Annotated in this window: 17 protein-coding genes; 9 read left to right on the forward strand and 8 right to left on the reverse strand. The window is 56.4% G+C overall.

Annotated features, from left to right (window positions below; genetic code table 11):
* Positions 1–3 precede the first annotated feature (3 nt).
* The 4 genes from L2W58_RS07765 (at position 4) to L2W58_RS07780 (ending at position 5,409) form a co-directional block, all read left to right on the forward strand.
* Positions 4–972 carry an ABC transporter ATP-binding protein gene (locus L2W58_RS07765; protein ID WP_236102780.1) on the forward strand — a complete coding sequence of 323 codons (969 nt, stop codon included), beginning with the start codon at positions 4–6 and terminating at the stop codon, positions 970–972.
* On the forward strand, positions 959–1,924 hold the full coding sequence (locus L2W58_RS07770; protein ID WP_236102781.1) for an ABC transporter ATP-binding protein: 966 nt from the start codon (positions 959–961) through the stop codon (positions 1,922–1,924). Before L2W58_RS07765 ends, L2W58_RS07770 begins: the two co-directional genes overlap by 14 nt.
* Positions 1,925–1,977: 53 nt before the next feature.
* Positions 1,978–3,561, forward strand: a complete 1,584-nt coding sequence (locus L2W58_RS07775; protein WP_236102782.1) for a glutathione ABC transporter substrate-binding protein — start codon at positions 1,978–1,980, stop codon at positions 3,559–3,561.
* A 63-nt stretch (positions 3,562–3,624) separates the two neighbouring features.
* Complete coding sequence (locus tag L2W58_RS07780; RefSeq protein ID WP_236102783.1) at positions 3,625–5,409, forward strand: C69 family dipeptidase; 1,785 nt, start codon at positions 3,625–3,627, stop codon at positions 5,407–5,409.
* A 59-nt stretch (positions 5,410–5,468) separates the two neighbouring features.
* Here L2W58_RS07780 and L2W58_RS07785 read toward each other — a convergent pair whose 3' ends face one another.
* The 5 genes from L2W58_RS07785 to xth form a co-directional block, all read right to left on the reverse strand.
* Positions 5,469–7,523 carry a methyl-accepting chemotaxis protein gene (locus L2W58_RS07785; protein ID WP_236102784.1) on the reverse strand — a complete coding sequence of 685 codons (2,055 nt, stop codon included), beginning with the start codon at positions 7,521–7,523 and terminating at the stop codon, positions 5,469–5,471.
* A gap of 175 nt (positions 7,524–7,698) precedes the next feature.
* Entirely contained in the window at positions 7,699–8,175 is a 477-nt protein-coding gene (gene grdA, locus L2W58_RS07790) for a glycine/sarcosine/betaine reductase complex selenoprotein A (RefSeq protein WP_236102785.1), read from the reverse strand.
* Positions 8,176–8,254: 79 nt separating this feature from the next.
* The gene (locus tag L2W58_RS07795; protein WP_236102786.1) at positions 8,255–9,769 is read right to left on the reverse strand and encodes a YbaK/EbsC family protein; all 1,515 of its coding nucleotides are present in this window, start codon (positions 9,767–9,769) and stop codon (positions 8,255–8,257) included.
* Positions 9,763–10,818: a DmpA family aminopeptidase gene (locus tag L2W58_RS07800; RefSeq protein ID WP_236102787.1), complete on the reverse strand. Its 1,056-nt coding sequence runs from the start codon at positions 10,816–10,818 to the stop codon at positions 9,763–9,765. Before L2W58_RS07800 ends, L2W58_RS07795 begins: the two co-directional genes overlap by 7 nt.
* A gap of 12 nt (positions 10,819–10,830) precedes the next feature.
* Positions 10,831–11,610, reverse strand: coding sequence for an exodeoxyribonuclease III (xth, locus tag L2W58_RS07805; protein ID WP_236102788.1), 780 nt, complete (start codon positions 11,608–11,610; stop codon positions 10,831–10,833).
* A gap of 73 nt (positions 11,611–11,683) precedes the next feature.
* Here xth and L2W58_RS07810 point away from each other — a divergent pair, with 73 nt between their 5' ends.
* Positions 11,684–12,688, forward strand: coding sequence for a potassium channel family protein (locus L2W58_RS07810; RefSeq protein ID WP_236102789.1), 1,005 nt, complete (start codon positions 11,684–11,686; stop codon positions 12,686–12,688).
* On the opposite strand, the gene L2W58_RS07815 is transcribed toward L2W58_RS07810, so the two are convergent.
* A complete protein-coding gene (locus L2W58_RS07815) occupies positions 12,685–13,668 on the reverse strand; it encodes a 2-hydroxyacid dehydrogenase (RefSeq protein ID WP_236102790.1) in 984 nt (327 codons plus the stop codon). The two genes, L2W58_RS07810 and L2W58_RS07815, sit on opposite strands and share 4 nt — an antisense overlap.
* Positions 13,669–13,866: 198 nt before the next feature.
* Between L2W58_RS07815 and L2W58_RS07820 the strand changes: the two genes are divergently transcribed.
* Positions 13,867–14,484, forward strand: coding sequence for a hypothetical protein (locus tag L2W58_RS07820; protein ID WP_236102791.1), 618 nt, complete (start codon positions 13,867–13,869; stop codon positions 14,482–14,484).
* Between the two features lie 56 nt (positions 14,485–14,540).
* On the forward strand, positions 14,541–14,999 hold the full coding sequence (locus tag L2W58_RS07825) for a ferritin-like domain-containing protein (RefSeq protein WP_236102792.1): 459 nt from the start codon (positions 14,541–14,543) through the stop codon (positions 14,997–14,999).
* 79 nt (positions 15,000–15,078) lie between these two features.
* On the opposite strand, the gene L2W58_RS07830 is transcribed toward L2W58_RS07825, so the two are convergent.
* Positions 15,079–16,545 (reverse strand): AMP-binding protein, encoded by a 1,467-nt coding sequence (locus L2W58_RS07830; protein WP_236102793.1) that lies wholly within the window; start codon positions 16,543–16,545, stop codon positions 15,079–15,081.
* Positions 16,546–16,713: 168 nt separating this feature from the next.
* Between L2W58_RS07830 and L2W58_RS07835 the strand changes: the two genes are divergently transcribed.
* A complete protein-coding gene (locus L2W58_RS07835; RefSeq protein ID WP_236102794.1) occupies positions 16,714–17,883 on the forward strand; it encodes a M20 family metallopeptidase in 1,170 nt (389 codons plus the stop codon).
* Positions 17,884–17,927: 44 nt separating this feature from the next.
* Complete coding sequence (locus L2W58_RS07840) at positions 17,928–20,249, forward strand: diguanylate cyclase (RefSeq protein WP_236102795.1); 2,322 nt, start codon at positions 17,928–17,930, stop codon at positions 20,247–20,249.
* A gap of 48 nt (positions 20,250–20,297) precedes the next feature.
* Here L2W58_RS07840 and L2W58_RS07845 read toward each other — a convergent pair whose 3' ends face one another.
* The gene (locus tag L2W58_RS07845; protein ID WP_236102796.1) at positions 20,298–22,244 is read right to left on the reverse strand and encodes a transglycosylase SLT domain-containing protein; all 1,947 of its coding nucleotides are present in this window, start codon (positions 22,242–22,244) and stop codon (positions 20,298–20,300) included.
* Positions 22,245–22,325: the final 81 nt, after the last annotated feature.

The following is a 22,325-nucleotide window of genomic DNA, read 5'->3' on the forward strand; positions in this document are numbered from 1 at the left end:
GTCGTGGCTGAGAAGATATTGGAGGTCAAGGACCTCTCTACGTGGTTCTACACGGAGGAAGGGATCGTGAAAGCCCTGGAAAAGGTGAGCTTCTCCATAGATCAGGGGGAGATCCTGGGCATAGTGGGGGAGACCGGATGCGGTAAATCCGTCACATCTCGTTCCATAATGGGCCTGATTCCCCAGCCTCCGGGAAAGATAGTGGAAGGGCAGGTCCTGTTTCAGGACAGGGATCTGCTCACCCTACCGGACGACGAGATGCGCTCCATCAGAGGCTGCGACATGGCGATGATATTTCAGGATCCCATGAGCAGTCTGAACCCGGTACTGAAGGTCGGATTCCAGGTCGAGGAGGCAATAAAGGCCCACGGTTCGGTCTCCGACGAGGAGGCAAGGTCCAGAGCCCTCGAGATGTTCCGTAAGGTCAACATACCGGACCCGGAGAAGTCGCTGGGAAGATATCCCCATCAGTTCTCCGGAGGGATGAAACAGAGGGTGATGATAGCCATGGCCCTCTGCTGCAACCCCAAGCTGTTGATCGCCGACGAGCCTACGACCGCCCTGGACGTGTCGATACAGGCCCAGATACTGTCGCTCATCAAGGCTCTCCAAAGGGATTTCGGCAGCTCGATAATGCTGATCTCCCACGACCTGGGAGTGATAGCCACGATGGCGCAGAAGGTAGCGGTAATGTACGCCGGCAGCATCATAGAGTACGGAACGGTTAACGACATATTCGACTCGCCCCTCCACCCCTACACGAAGGGGCTCATAGGGGCGATCCCGAGGCTGGACAGGGATCAGGAGCGGCTGGACGTCATAAAAGGATCCCTGCCGAATCTCATACATCTTCCGGAGGGATGCAAATTCCGGGAGCGCTGCCCCATGGCGGAGCCGATCTGCGCCACGGCCCGTCCTCCCAGGATTACCGACGAAAACGGACACGAGGTGGCCTGCTATGCCTATCGTTGAGGTTTCCAAACTTAAGAAGCACTTCCCCATCGACAAAGGGATCGTTTTTCCCAAGGTCGTCGGCCACGTAAAGGCAGTCGACGGAGTATCCTTCTCCATCCCGGAGGGAGAGACCCTAGGGCTGGTAGGAGAGTCGGGAAGCGGAAAGTCCACGGCGGGGAACATGATCCTCCGTCTGCTCTCCCCCACGTCGGGCGACGTCCTCTACAGGGGGAGATCGGTGCTCGAGATGGACGACGCCGAGCTTCACCGGTTCAGATCGAAGGCCCAGATGGTGTTCCAGAACCCCTTCGCCTCCCTCAATCCCAGGATGATAGTCCGGGACATAGTGGGACGGGTGCTGAAGGTGCACGGTGTAAGGGACGAAAACGACATATCCGACAGGGTGCTAAAAATCCTCCTCGAAGTGGGGCTCAAGGAAGAACACATGACCCGCTATCCACACGAGTTCTCCGGAGGACAGAGACAGAGGATCGCGGTGGCCAGAGCTCTCATATCCGACCCGGACTTCATCGTCCTGGACGAGCCCACCTCGGCCCTGGACGTGTCGGTTCAGGCCCAGATCCTGAACCTTTTCAAGAATCTCCAGAGCGAGAGAGGTCTGACGTATCTGTTCATATCGCACGACCTCAGCGTCATAAGGCACATAAGCCACAGTGTGGCGGTACTCTATCTGGGAAAGATGATGGAATACGCTTCGAAAAGGGATCTGTTCTCCTCGCCTCTCCATCCCTATACCAGAGCTCTCCTGGAGAGCATTCCCAAACCCTACGTCACGGGAGAGGACATAGAGGACAAGGTCATAAAGGGAGACATACCCAGTCCCATAGATCCTCCGGCTGGGTGCAGATTCCACACCAGGTGCCCCGAGGCCTGCGAACGATGCAGAGACGAGGAACCGGCTTGGAGGGAGGTGGGAGAGGGACACTTCGTGGCGTGCCACCGCGTCTGACAGGCCGGGGAACCGGCATAACGAACCTAAAGGACAAAAGGAGGTCTAAAAGAATGTTGCGAATCGGAAGAAAAGGACTGTTGCTCGCCCTCTTGACGGCCCTGGCGGCCACTAGCTTTACCGCGGCCGCCTTCGGAGGCGGCAAGGAACTCGTGATAGCCAAGAGCAGAGAGGCCCTCGCCCTTGATCCCCAGGACATAAGCGACACTCCCTCGGAGGAGATAAACCACGCCATATACGAGGGACTGGTTACCTTCGACGAAGAGCTGAACGTAGTGCCTATGCTGGCGAAGGAATGGAGCCACTCGGAGGACGGCCTGGAGTGGACCTTCAAGCTTAAAGAGGGGATCGCGTTCCACAGCGGCACCCCCTTCGACGCCGAGGCGGTAAAGGTCAACTTCGACCGGATACTGAACGGCAAATACAAGAGGACCTCCCTTTACGCCCCTGTCATAAAGGAGGTCTCCGTGGTGGACGACCATACGGTCAAGTTCACATTGAAGGAGTCCTTCGGCCCGTTTCTGAACGTGCTGGCCCATACCGCCGGTCTGATCCTGGACCCCAGCTACGTCCAGGACCCTAAGAAGAACGAGTCGATCAAACACAGGCCCTCCGGAACCGGCCCCTTCATGCTGGACGAGTGGGAACAGGGAGACTATATCGCCCTCAAGGCCAACAAAAAATACTGGCAGGGCAAGCCCAAGATCGACCGCCTCGTGTTCCGCACCGTCCCGGAGGACAGCGCCAGGGCGATGATGATAGAGACCGGAGAGGTCGACATAGCGGAGCAGATTCCTCCAACCGACGTGGAGAGGCTCGGGAAAAACAAGCGTATCGACATGAAGGTCCTGCCCTCCATAGTCGTCCAGTTCGTGGGGGTCAACTGCCAGAACGAAGTGTTGAAGGATCCGGCTGTCCGAAGGGCTCTGGCCTACTCCATAGACCGCCAGGCCATATGCGATAAGATCCTCCTGGGATACGCAGAGCCGGTCAACTCCATGGTGGCCCCTCTGGTGAACGGATACAGCGAGGTCCCCGGCTTCGCCTACGATCCCGAGAAGGCCAAGGCCATACTGGAGGAAGCGGGATGGACCGACTCCGATGGGGACGGGATCAGGGATAAAGACGGCAAGAAACTCACCGTAGAATTCTGGACCCACGGAAGAGATACCCTGTCACTGAAGGTTCCCCAGGCGGTCCAGTCCTTCGCCTCGGCCGTCGGTTTCGACTGCCAGATGAAGGTCATGGACTGGGGCGCATTCCTTGCCGCGACGAGAAAACCCGTCGAGGAGAGCACCTCTCAGCTTATGTGGCTGGGCTGGAGCCCCTCCACGGGAGACGCCGACTGGGTATATCGCCCTCTCGTCCACTCGGACTACTGGCAGCCCAAGGGCCCCAACCGGCCGTTCTACAGCAACGAGACCGTGGACGAGAACATAATGGTCGGCTTCCACAGCGTAGATCAGGACGAACGTAGAGAGGCATACAGAAAGGCCCAGGAAATACTCAACCAGGAGCTTCCCTGGATCCCCCTCTACACCAGAAAGACCCTTCACGCCTTCAGCAAAAAGCTGGAGAACGTGGAATATCTTCCGCTGGACTTCGTGGTCATATCTCACGAAACCGACAAAAAGTAGCGTTTAAGACAGGCCTCCTCTAATCGGAGGGGGCCTTTTTACGACCTCTGGGAGGGGACGAATTTGATCTCTTTCGGCATAGCCCTTTTACTCGTCGCAGCTTCGCTGTTTCTTATACCTACAAAAGCCCGAGGCTGTACCTGCATCGTGGCGGGGAAAAACGCATCCGCCACCGGCAGGGTTTTGGTGGGACACAACGAGGACGACTCGGGAAGATGCGTCATGGCCCACCACCTGGTACCTCCTGTCGACAGGCCCGTGGGAACAGCAACTTCCTTCGAACCCTGTTCCGCCTCGATAGACCGCTCCGGAAGATCTCTGGGATACATATGGTCTCAGGCCCGTTCGGTACCGGCCCTGTCCGGGGCGGACTGTTTCCTGAACGAGAAAGGGGTCTTCGTCGCGAGCGACAGCTGCCGGCATTCCAGACAGGATAACGAACCGGATCTGTCAAACGGAGGCCTGGTATACGGACTCAGAATATCCATAGCTGAAAGGGCCCGATCGGCCCGTGATGGGGTCAAAATAGCGGCGGATCTCATCGAACGATACGGATACGACAACACCGGCAGATGCTACATAATAGCCGACGCCGAGGAAGCCTGGCTCCTACAGGTCATGAAGGGGAAACACTACTGCGCCAAGAGGGTGGACGACGACGAGGTAGCCTTCATACCGAACCACTACACCATAAGACACGTCGTCCCGGGAGAAGAAGGGGTTCTTATGTCCCGAGGATTTATCGAAATGGGCGAAAAAAAGGGATGGCTGACGGGAAAGAACGACTGTTTCGACTTCGCCAGGACGGTACAGGACCGCAGCAGTGTAAACCTTCGAGGGAACCTGTACAGACACAGACACGCCCTGTCTCGGATAACCGGAATCGACTGGAGCGAAGAAGAGGACCTTCCCTTCTCGGTCGAACCGAGACGTCCCATGGACGTCAAGGACGTCATGGGGGTCCTCAGGGACCACTACGAAGGAAGCCCCGACGACGTCAGAGGAAAATGGGACAGCTCGCCCCACTACACAGAGATCCGCCGGATATGCACCGGCACCACATTAGGAGCCCTGGTGGTCCGGTTCAGAGACCGCCCGGAGCTCAACACCCTCTGGACCTCCACCGGGAGACCTTGCACGTCTCCATTCGTTCCCTGGTACGGAGGGGTTCTAGGTATGCCCCAGGAGTTTTTGGTCGAGGATCACGAGAGCTCTCTGAAGAGACACTTTCACTTCACCCCTAAGGACATGGCCTACGACCCTTCCATACCTTGGTGGGAGATACAGCAATTTCAGTCGCTCCTGGACGGCCAGTTCGACGACAGCTTCGAGACGGTGAAAAGTCACGTCGAAGAGGTGGAGAAAAACTGGATCGACGAGGACGACGTAATAGCGGAAAAGGCCCGATCCCTCATGGACAAGGACAGGGAAGAGGCTTTGCTGATACTGACCGGCGAGACCGCGAAAAAGGCGAGACAGTCGATGGACGTGGTCCGCTACATGGCAGGCAGACTCCCCAGAACGGAGCTATCGACCGACTCGAAAAGGATCACCTACAAATCGAGAGAAGAGGAGATAACCCTTTTCCTCAAATACGACGGCCACCCCGTCGAGAAAAGACTCGTTTTCGGTCAGGGAATGCAGTCCCCCGAAAGCTGGGCTACTGCGATAAGAGGCTCCCTCAGGAGGAGGGACTCGGACTGGGAGGTCTCCTTCAGGGTGAGGGAACTCACGGAAAAGTGCACTCCCTGCTACAGCGACTTCTGGCTCTACGGAGAGGACGACTCGGGCAACCCCATCGTTGGTAGTGTAGTCATAGACGTGGTCGAAATGGAAAAAGATAGATAAAAAGAGAGGCGGGACCATCCAGATGATCCCGCCTCTCTTCAGTTTCTCAAGTTCTCAAGCTATATATCCTCTTTCAATTTAGCCACCGCTTTTTCGTTCCCCAGAGAGAACCTGCCTAATTGAGATTGAATCTCGCCGGACAGATTAGACAGCAACTCTGCCTCCTTCGCCACGTTTTCCGCCACATCGGCGGTCCTGTCGGCTCCATCTTTCACCGAAGAGACCTTAACGGCCATGTCCTCCGTGGACTGGGCAGCTTGATCCACCGCATTGGCCATCTCCCCGGCGGAAGCTGCCTGTTCTTCCGCAGCGGCCGCTATATTCTGCATGGCCTCGTTGACCAGATCGACCTGTTTCAACACCTCGTCGAGTCCTCGCTTGGCTTCGTCGGCATCCTCCAGAGTTCTGTCCATCACATCTCCGGATTCCTGGGCATGCTGAACGGTTCGCTCCGTCTGATCACGAAGTTCCTCTATAAGCCCACCTATTTTTTGGGATGCACCGGCAGACTCCTCCGCCAACTTGCGGACCTCCTCGGCCACCACCGCGAAGCCCCTGCCAGCCTCTCCGGCCCTGGCAGCCTCTATGGCGGCGTTCAGAGCCAACAGATTCGTCTGATCCGCTATGGCATTTATCGTGTCGATAAAACCGGTCACCTCCTGCACGGATCTACTGAGGCTGGTCATGGTATCCACCGTATACTTCGTCTTCTCGCCTACGTCGCCGATGCTTTGGATAATCTTATCGACCCTTTTAGCCGCATCCCTGGAGGTCTCCATGGCGATAGCGGTGGATTCCGCTCCCTTGGTGGCGGAATCGGCGGTGATCGTCGTGCTTGAAGAGACCTCTTCCACTCCGGCGTTCGTCTCCTCCAAAGCTGCCGAGTTGCCCTCCGCCAAGGCGGAGATCTCCGTTATGGCCTGTAACACTGATTCCGCATCGTGACTGGAATTGTCGCTTAGGAGCCTTAATCCTCCGGCGCTCTCGGCCACTTTATCGCTCTCTAAACTCAGAGAAGAGATGGTCTCCCTCAAAGACCCCACCATATTGGAAAGAGCCTCTATCATATCCCCCAAAGAATCCCTGGCCATATAGCCTATCGTCTTGGGATCGACCGAAAGATCTCCATCCCCGACGGATCCGGCCATGGCCGCCACGGCCTTAAGGGGACGGTCGATCCCCCTATAGGTCACGAAGGTTATCCCGACGATTATGGCCAACGCCAGGGCCGATACCAACAGAAGGATCGAGGTAAGTCCCCTTACTATTTCCGTGACGGCCGAAAGAGGATAGAGAATAGCCAGAGACAACCCGGAGGATACGGGCCCATAGAAAGCCCTGTACCTCTCCCCTTCCTCCGTTACTTCCATCACACCGGACCGACCGGCTATCATATCGGAGGCCATGGCCGCCATAGAGGAATCCTGACCGTCCTTGTTCAATAGATTGGTCTTCATGGAATCCTTTTCATCGGGCCCCACTATTATGGTTCCGGCAGGACTCAAAAGAAAAGTTCGTCCTCTGCCGAGGATCTTTATTCCCTTCACGAACTCTGTCATTGCGTCCATCTCGACGTCTGCAGCCACCACGCCTAGAGTCTTTCCAGATCCATCTCTAACAGCCTGAGACACGGAAAAAAGGGCCTTGCCCGTGTAGGCATCCCGATAGGGTTCGGTAATCGCCACTCGACCACCCCCCTTCTTGCCCTTAACGTACCACTCTCTTTCCCTCGGATCGTAGTCATCTCCGGCCTTCTCTCTGAGACCGTCGGAAAACCCTCCGTCCTCTTCAAAACCAAAATAAACGGTAAATATACCTAGTTTACCGTTTAACCCCAGAATCGAGGCCATATGGTCCTCCATTCCAGCCTGAGTCCTGTCAGATTGATTTCCCCAAACTCGGCTTACCCACAGGGAGGAGTTTTCCACGACGTTTATTATCTTCTCGGTGTATTCCTCCAGAGTAACCAAAGAGGTCTTCAGGGTTTCTTCTCCTACCTCTAAGACCTGCTCGGAAAGAATTTCTCTGCTCCTCCTGTATGTAATGGCGGTCATGGATAAAACCACTATCATAACCGTCACTGTCATGGATATAAACTTAGCTCTTACGGTCAAAAAACGCACCTCCTATCGAATCTACCCATAACATACATCGTCATCAGTGAATTCACAAGAGGAGAAAGTAAACAAAAGAAGGACGCATGATTCGTCAGACAATATATAGCCATACCGAAAACATAACAAAAGAAGAGGCGCCGAAAACGGCGCCTCTTCTCTTTATTTACAAGACTTACAGGCTGAACTTAGAGAACTGATCTCTCATGCCCTTTACGGCTTCAGCCAAAGCCTCGGGCTCGAGAACCATTTCCATCATGCTGATCTGGTTCTCCCATTCCTCCGGATCCGCCTCATCGCGGATTTCCTGATCGAAAATGTCGTAGACGGCTAGTCCTAACTGGACGCCGGCGAGTGGTCCTGCGTAGGTGGGGTCTCCGTTACACACGGTCTCGGCGTAAATCTCTGCGCCTTCCGCATCGGAGGAACCCAGTATAACCACGATATCCTCGGGGTTGTACTTCTCAGCAGCGTCTTTGACGCGCTGCTGATTCTGCAGGTCCATCGCTCCAGCCGCCGTTCAGACGAAGCACTCGGTGACGGAGAAGATCACCTCGGCTCCACTGTTCTTGAAACACGCCTCCATGGCAGGTGCGGGAACACCGTCACGCTCGCCGAGGAGGATAAGTTTCTTTCCGGCCAATTTGCCCATGCTTTTCACCTCCCTCTTCTTTATGACGGATCTTGACAAAGGGGCGACACGAGCCCTTATGCCACCGTCTAAGGCCACATTATAACCGAAAAGGTGTTTTTTTGTATCCCCCTATTACGTTTTTCTGGGGCCGTTTTTTAAGTATTTCCCCTACTACACCGTCCTCGTCCTTGCTCTCCGTTTCTCCGTCGGGACGGCGAAGCTCCACGCCCTCTTCCACGATGGCGATATCCCACGGGAAAGGGAAAGTTCCCTTCGAGAGCTTCCCGCCTTCATCGTCGAGCAAGACCGATAGCCCCTCCGATTCGAGCTTCATTCCAATCGACACAGCCCGAGCCTCGTCCTCCTCTCTTTCGAAGCGGATCGAGACCTCCAAGGGCGAGACTACATCGGGCAAAGAGGAAAGATCGAACATGGCCCCCTCCAAGGAGATCATGTGTACCCTAATGGTCCAGCAAAACGGCCTGGCCCTCTTCCTCTCCTCGTCCACGTAGGTAAGGGAAGGTTCCGAATCGGCGAGCTCGTTCCAAAGCTCCAACGTCGCCAAAGGGGTTACCGACGCCTCGAAAAGAGGGGCACCACAGAGAGGACACATATCCCCGGGCTCCATCGCAGCAATGTCCGCCACGGGAGCAGAGAAATCCCTCCCCCACCTGGCGCCGGTGAGATGGTAATCCCTCTCGTTGGCCCCCACGACCGCCCATGAGATTCCCTCCACCGATCTGTCCGCAAACAGGACGATTCCCTCGGGGAGCCCGATGGGACCTAGGTACCCGACCAGGTTTCCAAGGAGATCCCGAAGCTCGTCGTCCGACGACGGATGCAGATCCGCACCGGCAGCGGCGGACAGCTTGTCCAGAGAGACCGACCTGTCCCCCCTTATAAGAGCGATTACGCCCTTGCCGTCCCGATCGGAGAAACACATGGTCTTGACGGTCTTCTCCGGCGACAGGGACAGAAAATCGCATAGAGAATCTATGGTGCCGACCCCGGGGGTATGGACCCTGGCGAGCTCGGCCTCGTCTTCGACGGGAGCCCCTCCGAACTCCATAGGGGAGGAGGCAGCCCCTCTCCAGCCGCAGGAACATCCCAGTCCATCAAGCAGGGAGAGATCGCCTCTCTCACCGTCACGGATCAGACGACACCTCGTTCCCTGACGGACGGTCTCGTCCCATCGTCTGACGGCAAGCCCGACCTCGGCCAGGGCGATTCCCAGGGCCCTGAAGACGGAGATAGCCATGGAGGCACCCTCTTCTTCGTCGAGACAGTAACCCTGCAGTTCCAGATCGTCTCCCCGCCTCTGGAGGAACAACGCCGGCAGCTGGACCGATCTCTTTATGTGACGCACCGCTATAGCCAAAGCCCCTTCCGGCACGGGGCAATGGATTCTCTGAGGGGACCAGGAAGCGAGGCCCTCTACGAGGTAATCCTCAAGCCGCCTGTCCATATACTCTCCCATAGGAAGCCTCATCACCGCGTGGGCGTTGGGGTTCCACATGGCGAATCCGGCCTTCACCATGGCTATTACGCCTCCGTCTTTAAGTTTGGACGGGGTCTTTCCTCTAGGCGCCAACAGTTCGCTGGACTTCAACAACGTTCATACCCCCCGACTATGTGTTCTTTGAACTCGGCCAGGCTTCTCCTCTTCCTGCCCTCCCGTCCCTCAACCGGGGAAGAGAGGAGCATGGAGTCGATCACAGATTCCTCCGTAGCCTCCACTACGGCCCGGAAGAAGCGGTTCGCCAAGTTATCGCTGACAGGGGAGACCTCGACCGGTTTCACCCCTTCGTGGGGTATCCTGTAAGCCGTAGAGAAGGCCAATGCGATCTCTCCGCTCCCGTTTCCGATGTAGGCACCGGTCCTGACTATGCCCACCGACGCCCTCTTGCAGAGTCGCTTAAGTTGTCTGGAGGTCATGGGAGCATCGGTGGCGACGATCGCTATTATCGATCCCTGTTCCTTCAGTCTCTCCGGAGGAGCCTCCCGGAAAATAGCCTTCCCCACCTTGATCCCGTCGATCGACAGGTCTCTCATCTCGCCGAAATTCGAGAGCACCAACACTCCCACGGTGTAGCGGACCCCGTCCAGATCCACCAGACGGGAAGAGCTCCCGATGCCCCCCTTGAGCTGATAGCAGGACATGCCCTTGCCCGCTCCGACGTCTCCCATGGAGAAATCCGGCGAGGCAGATCTAACTGCCTCTCCTACATGTCGGGGGTTAACGTTAAGCCCTCTTATATCGTTCAGAAAACCGTCGTTACACTCACACACCACCGAATTTACCGTTCCTGTGGTGTCTCCGATCCCCTCGTCCAAGGCCAGCATCTCGTCGACCAGCCCTCTGACGCAGTCTCCCACCGAAAGGGTGTTGGTCAGCACGATCGGGGTCTCCAGGGTTCCCAGTTCCTCCATCTGGACTAGTCCCACCGACTTTCCGAACCCGTTTATGACGTGGCAACCGGCGGGGAACTTGTGTCTGAAGGTATTTCCCGGTCCCGGTATTATCGCCGTTACCCCGGTCTTCACCGGTCCGTCGTCCAAGGTGACGTGCCCCACCGATACTCCCTGGACATCGCCTATGGAGTTTTTCGGACCGATTGGCATAAAACCGATCTCTATTCCCATCTCCCTGGCTCTTACCATATCGACGTCTCCCTAAAGGTCGAAAGAGGCCAATACCGGCGTGTGATCCGAGGGTTTTTCCCAACCTCGAGGGTCCCGATATACCCAGCTGTCCGACGATAACCTGGCCAGATCGGGAGAAGCCAGGATATGATCTATCCTCCAGCCGATGTTTCTGTCCAGGGCGTTCTTAACCCGATAGTCCCAGAAGGAAAACTCCCCTTCCTCCGGCCGATGGGACCGGAAAACGTCCACCAGCCCCTGACAGACGGCCCCGAAGAGGTCCCTGATATCCCTGTGAAAGCATACATGATTCGTCTTGTTCTTGGGGTTGGCGACGTCCTTTTCCTCCGGAGCTACGTTCATATCCCCCACCCACAGGACCCTCTTGCCGTCGGAGATACGGTCGGAGATGGTCGTCTGGGTCCGTCTCAGAAACTCCTGTTTCATCAGATAATCGTCGTGATCGATGGATTTTCCCTGAGGAACGTAGGTGTTCATAACCCAGATATCGCCGAAGCGAACCGACAGAGCCCTTGTGTCGAAGACAGGTTCCTTTCCGTCGTCGAGACCGTAGACTATTTCGTCCGGCTCCTCCAGGGAGGCGATCGCCACGCCGTTGTAGCTTTTCTGGCCTCTGAAGGCCACAAAGTACCCCATGTCCACGAAGGCCTGGAGAGGAAAATCCTCGTCCCTCGCCTTGGTTTCCTGAAGACACAGGACGTCCACTTTGCTATCATTGAGCCATCTCTCCAAAACGGGAAGTCGGCTTCTCACCGAGTTGACGTTGAAGGTCGCTATGGTCCAGGACACTGAGATCCCCGCCTTTCTAGTCGATTTAGCCTACATTCTACATCAATCGGGGAGACGAAGAGGAGGTCGGTAAATGAAGATACAAAGACAGAGTCGCTACCTTTTGGGCTGGATATCGGGAGTGACCTTGACGGGGATACTGGGAATGAGGTTTTTTCTTGGCCTGTCGTGGGTGGACTCGATCTTCTATACCGCCACCACAGTCTCCACCGTGGGATACGGAGCCCCTCCGGGAGTGAACGACTCGGACAAGCTTTTTCTCGCTATTCTCATCGCCGCCAGTCTGGGGACGGTGGGATACGCCATAGGCATAGTCAGCCAGAATTTCTTCACCATGCACATAAGGGCCTCCCTGGGCAAGGGACACGACAGGAGGATAAAAAGGATGGACAATCACTGGATAATATGCGGACTGGGAAGATACGGTCGACAGGTGGCGGCGATGCTGCGACACGAGGAAGTGCCCTTCTCCGTAATAGAGAGCAAAGAGGAGGTGGTCCTGGAGGCCAGGGATCAGGGGTATCTCATGGTACAGGGCGACGCCAGCGAGGAGGACGCGCTGCTCAACGCCGGGGTCGAGAGAGCCAAGGGACTTATCGTCACCCTCGACAGCGACGCCCAGACGGTGTACGTCGCACTGACCGCCAGAGCCCTCAACAGGGATATCCACATAGTGGCCCGAGCCAGCGACACTAAATCCGTATCGGTTCTGACCAAGGCAGGGGTCAACAGGGTGGTCAACCCGGTGATAGCGGGATCGGCTTCTCTGGTCCGAGCCTCGCTCAAACCCTCTGTCGCGGATCTTCTGGACCTGGTGGTCATGTCGAGAAAACTGGACCTCGACTTCTCCACCGTGACGGTGGAAAAAGGGTCCTCCCTGGCGGGGAAGACCCTTATGGAACTCGACTTCAGAAACGCTTACGACGTCACGGTCCTTGCCATACTAGGCGCCAACGACGCCCCGGTGTACAACCCAACGGGAGGTCAGACCATAAAGGGCGGCGACAGGATAATGGTCTTCGGAGAAAGACATCGTATAGCGTCTCTAAGGGAAGCCCTCGGGAAACTGGCTACCTAACAGAGATACTCGTCCTTTCGGACCAGTCCGGAAGGTCCATCTCCGTCCAGGATCCTTAGGCAGTTCTCAAGAGCTATCTCCAATGCCTCGCCGGGAGCCGTCTCGGTCTGGTTCGAGTTGTGAGACGAGCCCACAAGATTCGGCAACTCCATCAGCGGTTCATCGGTGGAGAAGACCCCTCCGTCTCTGGGCTCGTTCCACCAGACGTCAAAAGCGGCGAAGAAATCGGGGCTGCTCTTCAGTCTGCGATAGAGAGCCCCTTCGTCCACGATGGCGGCCCTGGCTATGTTTACCAAAATTGCGTCGTCCTTCATGGAAGCCAGGACATCGTCGTCGAAAAGACCATCGGTCTCCTTGGTCAGAGGAAGCGCCAGGACCACCAGATCGGCCTGTCCTAGAGCATCCCTGAGCCCCGACATGGTCCAGCCCCTGCTGAGAAGGGAATCCTCCGGCCTACGCCTCCCCAGACCTTGGACCTCCATTCCGAACCGAGACAATACCGACGCTGTTTCCCTGCCGATTCCACCATAGCCCACTATGAGGGCAACCTTGTCCTTCAGTGTTTTAAGCCCGTATCCCATAAAACCGAACGTCCCATCCGACAGGTCCCTGGTCTGCTGGACCAGCCTCCTGGAGCAACACAGGGCCATAGCAAGGACGTGCTCCGCTATGGGAGGAGCCCAACCGCCCACGTTGGCGTAGAGATCGGTATCGTCGCCCAGACGATCCATCGGAACCTGGTCCACCCCGGCCGAAACCGTCTGGACCGCAGGAACCTTCCTCAGAGCCGCCCATTCCCCATCGGACAACTCCTTTGAAGTGAGAAACTGACAGAGAAGAAGATCGCATTTTTCAAGCTCTCCCGGCCTGTCTTCCTCGGCGAGGTCCTTCAACCAAACGACCTCTCTGCCTTTAAGTATCCTCTCCACCTTCTCCGATACCCCGTCGGGTCCGAAGGTTATCCCTATCCTGCCGGACATAAAAACCCTCCTTTTATCCTCGATCATGCCCACCGGGGGCATATCGGCAGACTACAAAGTCATTTTACTATCGTAGCCCGCGATCAGCAAAGGTCAAAAAAGGTCACCTCCTAAAAACACTTTAACGACATGAACAGAGGGCTTTTCAGATCCACAATCGGATGTAAAATAACAGAAAAAGAGCAAGGCGGTGACCCTATGAGATACGAAGACACCCCTCCTGCCGTGAGGGTCAGAAAAAAGGAAAGCTCCTGTTCCGCCAAGGAAACACCTAATCTCGATTCCTCTCTTATATCCCAGATGTCCACCGCCACCATCGCGGCGGTCAGATCGGCCCTACGAGGCCTTACCGATGGAGATGGAGCCGCCCTGGCACAGGCCGCCAGAAACGGGCATATAGTAGAGGAACTGTTCATGCAGGAGAACGACCTCTCTCAGATGGAATCGCCGGAGAGAGACCTCCTCGACCTGGCGAAAAGGCTCAGCCACGTGGCCTCTCTAGCGGTAGAGGCAGGCAGAGAGAACGACGTAATGAGATCCGTGATGGACGAACTCCCCCTCTATATCGAGACTATACTGGACGACCTCGCCCCGTCGCCGGCGAGATGCTATCTGCCATCCTCCGGCGTCAGAGCCTCCAGAAAAAGGCTTTCGTGCATAAAGGACGAGTTGGTGAACTCCATGACCAGGACCTCCGATCCGAAGGCGATAAGATCGGGAATCTCCATATTCAAGCTGATAGAGCATCTGGAAGAGGTCATGCCTTTGGCTATAAAGGTCGGAGCCGCCTTGTCCAAAGCGAGGAAAAGGATATAATGTGAATATACGGTTCTTTCAAAAAAATCCATCGATAGAGGAGGGGAGGATTTTTCATGAAGATGAAAGAAGCACTGGAGCTAGCTATCCACGCGGAGATAGAGGCCGGAGAGTTCTACAGGGCCTGGGCGGAGAACGCCGACAAGGATTACCTTAAAAAAGAACTCGAAGACCTGGCTATATGGGAAGGAGAGCACGAAGAGGGGCTCAAGAAACTGTACCTACAGGAATTCGGGGTCGCTTTCGAGAGGGATCCGTCCACTGTGGTTGAACCGGAACTGAAGGTCCAGACAAAGGACTTCGGCGACGTCACCAGTCTTCTCAGGATAGCCTCCGCCGCCTATCTGTCCGAGATGCGCGCAGCCGAGCTATACGAAAGGATGGCGGAGGGCTCCACCGGAGAGGCCAAGGACATCTTCGTCAAGCTCAAGAAGATGGAGGAAAGCCACATGGACCTGGCCAAGAAAAGGTATATGAGCATAAGGGAGGACGTCGTGGGCTTCAAGGCCTTCTGATTCTGCCCTTCCTGTGAACACCGAGAAAAGGCGCCGAGGACGGGGGGACACCCCCATGACCTCGGCGCCTTTAGAAAGATCAGAGATCCCTGAGTTTTCTCCTGAGAACCTTTCCCGACGGAGACATGGGAAGACCCTCGACGAAATCCACCTTCCTGGGGATCTTGTAATGGGCAAGCTTGCCTTTGCAATAGGATATAAGCTCTCTGGCCGATACGGACCGGCCCTCCTCCAAAACGACGAAGGCCCTTCCTATCTCGCCCTGAACCGGATGAGCCATGGCGACCACCGCCACCTGGGCAACCGCCGGATGGCGACTGATGACCCTTTCCACCTCCTGGGGGTACACGTTGAACCCTCCCACGATTATTATGTCGGTAGCCCTGTCCAGGACGGTGATATATCCGTCCTCGTCGAACCTCACGATATCCCCGGTGTTGTACCATCCGTCGATCATCCGCTCCGCCGTGACCTCCGGAGCCTTATAGTAACCGTCGAACACCGACGGACCCTTGACCCAGAGGATGCCGTCCTCCCCGGGGCCCAACGCCTTGCCGGAGTCGTCCCGGACCTCCCAGCTATAACCGGGGATCACAGGACCGATTGTCCCCAGCTTTCTGGAGTCGTAACTCGGGTTGACCGCCACTACCGGCGAACACTCGGTGGTTCCGTATCCCTCGAGCAAGGGCACACCTAAAAACTCCTTCGACGCCGAGTCCAGCTCGAGATTCAGACGGTCTCCTCCGGTAACGACCATACGGACCGATTCGGGACGTGGAGCTCCGTGAACTATGGCCCTCTTGAGGAAGTCCACCATGGCTGGGACGAGAAGGAGAACGGTGGCCCTCCCCTCCTTTATGGCCTCCAGCGTCCCTCCGGGGGGCATGAAAAGGGGGACGACTACCTGCATCGCACCGTGGACCAGTCCCATCAGCCCTCCCAGGGTAAGCCCGAAAGAGTGAAAGTTGGGAAGGGCCCACAGGATTCGGTCCTCCCGGCCCAGCTTGAGCACGGACCAGCAGACGTCCACGTTGTCCAATAGATTGCTATGGGACAGGGGAACGGCCTTGGGCAGACCGGTGGTTCCGGAGGTAGCGAAGATGACCGCCATGTCCCCGCCGGTTCTCTCCGTGTCGGCTTTACCGGAAAGGAAGGATATCGGACCGTCCAAAGGCATCCTTGATACGGTGTATCCCTCCACGGACTTCTCCGTCTTGTCGTCGCCTTCTCCGCAAACGACGGTAAAAGGGTCCACCAGGTCCAATGTAGGCAACAATACGTCCGACCCGGCGCGATAGTTGAGAGGTACGACGGTCCCCTTAAGTCGCCAAACCGCCAGAGCCAGGGCCAAAAAGGCGGGGCAGTTGGGAAGCAACGTCACCAGACGATGGCCTTCGCCGAATCCGGCCTCCCTCAACAGGACCTCGTCTCTGTCAGCCATAGAGGACAGTTCCGACCTGTTCAGCCAATCGCCGTTCCACCAAAGGGCCTTGGCCTCTCCGTCCTCTGCGAGAACGGATGAAATCCTCTCTTCCAATCTTTCCACTCTAACTCCTCCCCCGGGTTCCCCCAATACGTTAGAATACATATAGGGGAACATTGTAATATCTAAAGCCCTTCCTGTCCAAAGGGATGCATCGAAAAGCACATACCTAAGACCCATCCAGTGGTATCATTGTGTCATTCCACCAAGAGGATGCGGAGGGAAAACCCTATGAAAAACCTATACGAAGAACTTACGTCGGAATTGGACCACGTCATATCCGAAAACGCCGTCGATGCGGCCGCTCTAAGCGACGATCTGGCCGACAATCCCGAGCTGGGAGGACAGGAATTCCGCTCTAGCGAAAAGATGTCCGATTTCCTGCAAAAAGCGGGGCTTCAGGTGGAGCGACCCTTTATGGACATTCCCACCGCCTACAGAGCTACGGCGGGAGACGGAGGACCGGTGGTCGCCCTTCTGGCTGAATACGACGCTCTGCCTGGGCTCGGTCACGCCTGCGGCCACTGTCTCAGCGGGGCCATGAGCCTTCTGGCTGGAGTGGCTCTGGCCAAGATAGCCAAAAGGGTCGAGGCCACCCTATGGGTAGTGGGAACTCCCTCGGAGGAGACCGACGGGGCCAAGGTCACCATGTCGGAGGCGGGGGTATTCGACGAGGTCGCCCTGGCGACGATGATCCATGCCGACTCGGATAGATCACATGTAGGCTACAGAAGCCTGGCCATGGACGCCCTGGAGTTTCGTTTCACCGGAAAGGCCGCCCACGCCGCCGGAGCTCCCTGGGAGGGCAGAAACGCCCTGAACGGTGTGCAGCTCTTCTTCCATGCGGTGGATATGTTGAGACAGCACGTAAAACCGGAGGTCAGGATGCACGGAATAATCTCCTCGGGAGGAGAGGCCCCCAACATAGTGCCCCAAGAGGGAGCGGCGAAATTCTACTTCCGATCGCCCACCAGATCCTACCTGAACGAACTCACGGAAAAAATCTACGACTGCGCAAGAGGCTCAGCTATGGCGACCGGAACCGAGGTATCATGGTCAAACGTCGAATTCAGCTTCGACGAGATGATCCCGAACGAGCCAGCGGAGAGAATGATGGAAGGGGTGTTTGACGAGCTGGGGGTTCCCTACGATCCGCCCCATGGAGCCCAAGGCTCCAGCGACGTGGGAAACGTTTCCCACCGATGTCCGGCCCTTCAACCTCAGCTCTCCATAATGGACGTATACGCCGCCCACCATACGGAGGAGTTCGAAAGGGCAGTCAAGACCGACAGAGCTCATAGTGCCATGGAGACAGGCGCCAGGATACTGGCCAGGGCGGCTCTTAAGACCTGGCTGAACCGAGATCTCAGGGAAAGGATGAGATCGGCCATATCCCGATAGAGGTGGTCCGCTCCTATCCGCGATGAACCGGGAGGTGATGCAGTTTGAACAGGGAGGGACAGGATAAAGGCAGTTTCTTCACCCTCACCCGAGAAGACATAAAAGAGGAAACTCTCCCGGATCTGAGGAAAAACGCCCTTCAGATATTCCTGAGCATGCTGGTTTTCGTCACCTTCATGTCGACCCAGACCTGGATGGACCGAAGAGCCATAGGAAGACACGAGTCGACCTTCAACATGCAGCAAAGCCGCCAGGTAATGGTCGGGAGGGAGGCTATGGAGGACAGGCTAAGATCCATCATAAGCAGGCTCTCGGCCCTGACCAATACGTCTCTCCCTCAGGCCATAAAGATGGACGCCACGGACTTCATCAAGGAGAGGCTCTCTCTGATGGTCCACGCCAACGAAGATATCGCGGCGGTTCTGTTAAAGCTGAAGGACGGCACAGGATGGGAATACTCCTACAGCCGTCTGATCTCCCCCGGTCCGGCGACCCTCAGAAAGGCCAGGGAGGTCATGACAGTGGGAATGGATGGCCGCTCTAGAAACTCCTCCCCCGTAAGGGTGGACACCGTAGACATAGTGGATAGACACCCGATAATGGTGATTACCTTCGATATTTTTTCAGGCCACGGGAAACTTCAAGGATATATGGTCGTAGCCCTGGACCTGCTGCCGTCCATAAATCGCTACATCGTGCCCCTTCGAGGAGGCCCTCACGGATGGGCATACCTCGTGGACGAGAACGGTAAGATCCTCTACCACCAGTATCCGTCTCTGACCGGCTCTCCAGCGTCCTCCTTTTTAACCGAAGACAGGGAGGCCATCGATACCATGATAGCCCATCCCAGCGGAGAGGGCTCCCTTTACGAGAACTACGGCTCCGGACGGAACAGGAAACTGGTGGCCTGGGACACCCTCAGGGTATTGGACCGCAAGCTGTTACTGGTCCTATCTACACCAGAAGAGGACGTGGACGCCATAGTTCAAGAGGACAGGACGTTGCGTTTCCTCCTGGGACTCATGCTCCTCAGCTCACTGTTACTGTCGTTTCTTTGGATAGCCGACAGAAGACACAGGGCGAGACTCAGGGAAAGCGAGGCAAGATATCAGACCATAATAGACGATCAGTTCGAGCTGGTGAGCCGTTTCGACACGGACGGAAGGTACTCCTTCGTCAACGACGCCTATTGCAGCTTTTTCGGAGTTAAGAGAGAGGAAATACTGGGCAAACCGCTGGAATCGGTCAGGGACTTAAGATACGCCAGTGTCTCCATGGAGCTCTTCAAATCCATCTCCTTAGACAGCCCATCCAATTTCAACGAGGAGAGGATATCCATGCCGGACGGCTCGACGAGATATTTAAGCTGGTCGAACCGAGGGATCTTCGACGAAAAGGGGAAACTCGTCGAGATACAGGGCGTCGCCCGAGATATCACCGACGGGAAAGAGGTCGAGTTGGCCCTCCAGGAGGAGACGTTACAGCTGGAAAACCTACACAGTATAGTGCAAAAGCTGACCTCCGCCGGAAGCAAGTCGGAATTGATACGTTCTCTTATAGAATCCCTGACCGAGGAAATGGACTACCGAAGCGCCTTCGTGTCTCTGAGATCCGGAGACGACGAAGGATCGGAACTGTTCAGCAGCGGCGACAGAAAAAGACCTCACGTTAAGACCGAGGACCAGGCTGTGACCACTGAGCACCCCCTCGTCCTCCAGCGGGAAGATCGACTCACACAACTGTCCGTCCCTGTGACCTTCAAGGGAAGAAAACTCGGCGTGCTTTCGGTCCTGTCGGTGGTAGAGCCTAAAGAAAGAGAGATCAAGAAGATCTCCATACTGTCGGACCATCTGGCGGGACTGCTCGTCCTGCTGGAGGTGATGGACAAGAGGACCAGAGAGGCACTGATAGACCCTCTGACCGATATATGGAACAGAAGGTACATACTCAAACACCTGGAGAGCGAGAACAACCGGATAAAACGCTACGGAGAGAAGGCCAGCCTGGCAATAATAGACCTGGGAGAGTTCAAGCTGGTGAACGATCTTTACGGCCATGAGGCCGGAGATGAGACCCTGAAGAAAATCGCTTCCGTCCTGAAGGAAAGCATAAGGATCTGCGACATGGTGGCCCGATACGGAGGGGACGAGTTCCTTGTGTACCTGCCGAACACGTCTCCCAAACAAGCGGAGGTAGTGCTATCCAGGGCCAGTCAGATGGTGGCGATACGTGACTTTCCCCATCCGGTAGCTCTCGATTACGGTATAGCGGGGTTCCCCGACGACGGAGAGACCATCGAGGAGATCATAAAGGTGGCGGACGACAGGATGTATGCCGCCAAGGCCAGGAGAAAACAAAAGAGATAGACGAAAGAAGCGCTCGCCCCTAAGGGGCGAGCGCTTCTTTCGTCTATCTTACTTATCGGTTTCGCCGTAGAGCTGCCGATACACGAAGAGGTTTCCCATGACCTTCTTCACGTATCCTCTGGTCTCGGTGAAGGGTATCTCCTCCATCCACAGGTCCATTGGCCTGTCTCCGAAAGACCTGTTCCATTTGTTGACGTTTCCGCTCCCGGCGTTGTAGGCCGCCAGCGACCACTCCAACCTTCGGTATGAACGGAGCAGCCTGGAGATATGAGCTGTTCCGAGGGTTACGTTGTCCTTCACCGAGAACAGATCGTACTTCCCCATCTTTAGGGTATCCGCCTCCCACTTGGCAGTACGGGGCATCAGCTGCATGAGACCGGAAGCCCCTACCCAGCTCACCGCGGAGGGGTTGAAAGCGCTCTCCTGCTTCATTATGGACCATATCACGGCAGGCTCCACCTGAAAACGGTTCGCCATCTCCTCCACGACTTCTCTATAGGGCCTGGGATATAGGAATTTCGCCAGATCCCTGTAAACCCCGTCGGGACCTACGGCGTAGGACGCCAGCGAACGGGCGGCTCGAAAGGCCTCGTCCTCGTTGCCCATCCACGCCGCCAGCCAGGCTCCGTTGTACCTCTTCTGAGGATCGGAGCTGCCGGAAAGACGCATCTTAGCGTGAATGACGAACCCCCAACGCTCCAGCTCGGACTCCCGTCTCTCCAACTTTCCCGCTCCCGGAACCATCGATACGGGGTCGCCGGGAAAGGCGAGATAGGAATATATCGACAACGGATAGTTTTCCGAGAGTGCCTTGAATGACTTAATCGCTTCGTCCGGACGATTCAGCCTCTCCAGGCATCTGCCCTTCCAGTAGAGGTGCTCCGCCGGAGCCATCCCCTTGGAACTCGACGCCTTCTCGAAAAAGGAGAGAGCCCCTTCGTAGTCCCCTTTGTCCCATCGAACCCAGGCCCTGTTCCACAGGATCGAGCTCGCCTCGGAGGACCGAGGGTAAAGCTTCAGGATCCTGTCCTCCTCGTCAGTCTTAGACTCTCCGGAGAGGATCCCCGCGTAGGAGACCGCCGCAGACAGAGCCCTGTCTCCGGAGAGCTCTCTGGAGGCCCTGAAGAGGACCTTCTCCGCCTCCTCCATATGCCCTCTTTTGGCTATAAGGGCGATCCTCCTGCTGCCCCGAACGACGTAATCGCTGTTGTCCATGATGATCAACCTGGACAACAGAGGAAGGGCCTCTCCATAACGCTTCAGACGATAGAGGGCCATTGCCCTGTAGTAGAGGGCGCTCTGTGAGAAGGAACCGCTCAGGGGGACCTGGGCCAGGTATTTCACCGCCTTGTCGTGATCCTCACGAAGATAGGCGGCGTATCCCAGACGATAAGACCTTTCCCGAGACGGCGAGGCCTTCTCGAAGAGCTTCAAGGCCCTCGAGTTGAGGGGCCTTATCCTGAGGGCCGCCGAGGCGTCTGATAGTGAGGGATCGGGGAAATCCATCAGATCGTCCAGGGTCTTGGCCTTCAGAGTGGAGTCGTCCGTGGCCGAGAGCATCCTTCGCATCCATTTACGTCTCTCCTCCTCGTTCCCGGTCAGCCGCGACAGGGCATAGCAGACGTAGTAGGTCAAATCCTCGGGCGGCGAGGACAGATAGAGGTCCAGGGCCTCTCCGTAGGCGGCCTTCGGATCGCCGATCCTCTCCAGAGCCAGCACCCTCAACATCGACGCATAGGGTCTGATTTCCTCCGGGTAGCGGTCTCCCACCTCATCCATCAAGGCAAGCGCATCTTCCCAACGACCCTTCGTCCAAAGACCGTTGGCCACCATCGATATCTCCCTGGGAGACAGGTCCTCCGAGGTCACGGAGGCCAACTCGTCCCATCGACGTTCCCAGAAAAGTCGTTCGACCTCCGAGGAGAACGACGGCGAGACCTCAAGCGAAAGCGACATAGCTAGACACAGAACCATGGGAAACATAAATTTTTTCATGTAAAAACGGGCCTCCTTCCGATCATACAACAGCATAACATGGCATACCTTGCCTTCAAAGGGCTATAATCTCTACTATAG

Origin of the sequence: Dethiosulfovibrio faecalis (assembly GCF_021568795.1) — a bacterium.
In the GTDB taxonomy this organism is placed as follows: Bacteria; Synergistota; Synergistia; order Synergistales; family Dethiosulfovibrionaceae; genus Dethiosulfovibrio; species Dethiosulfovibrio faecalis.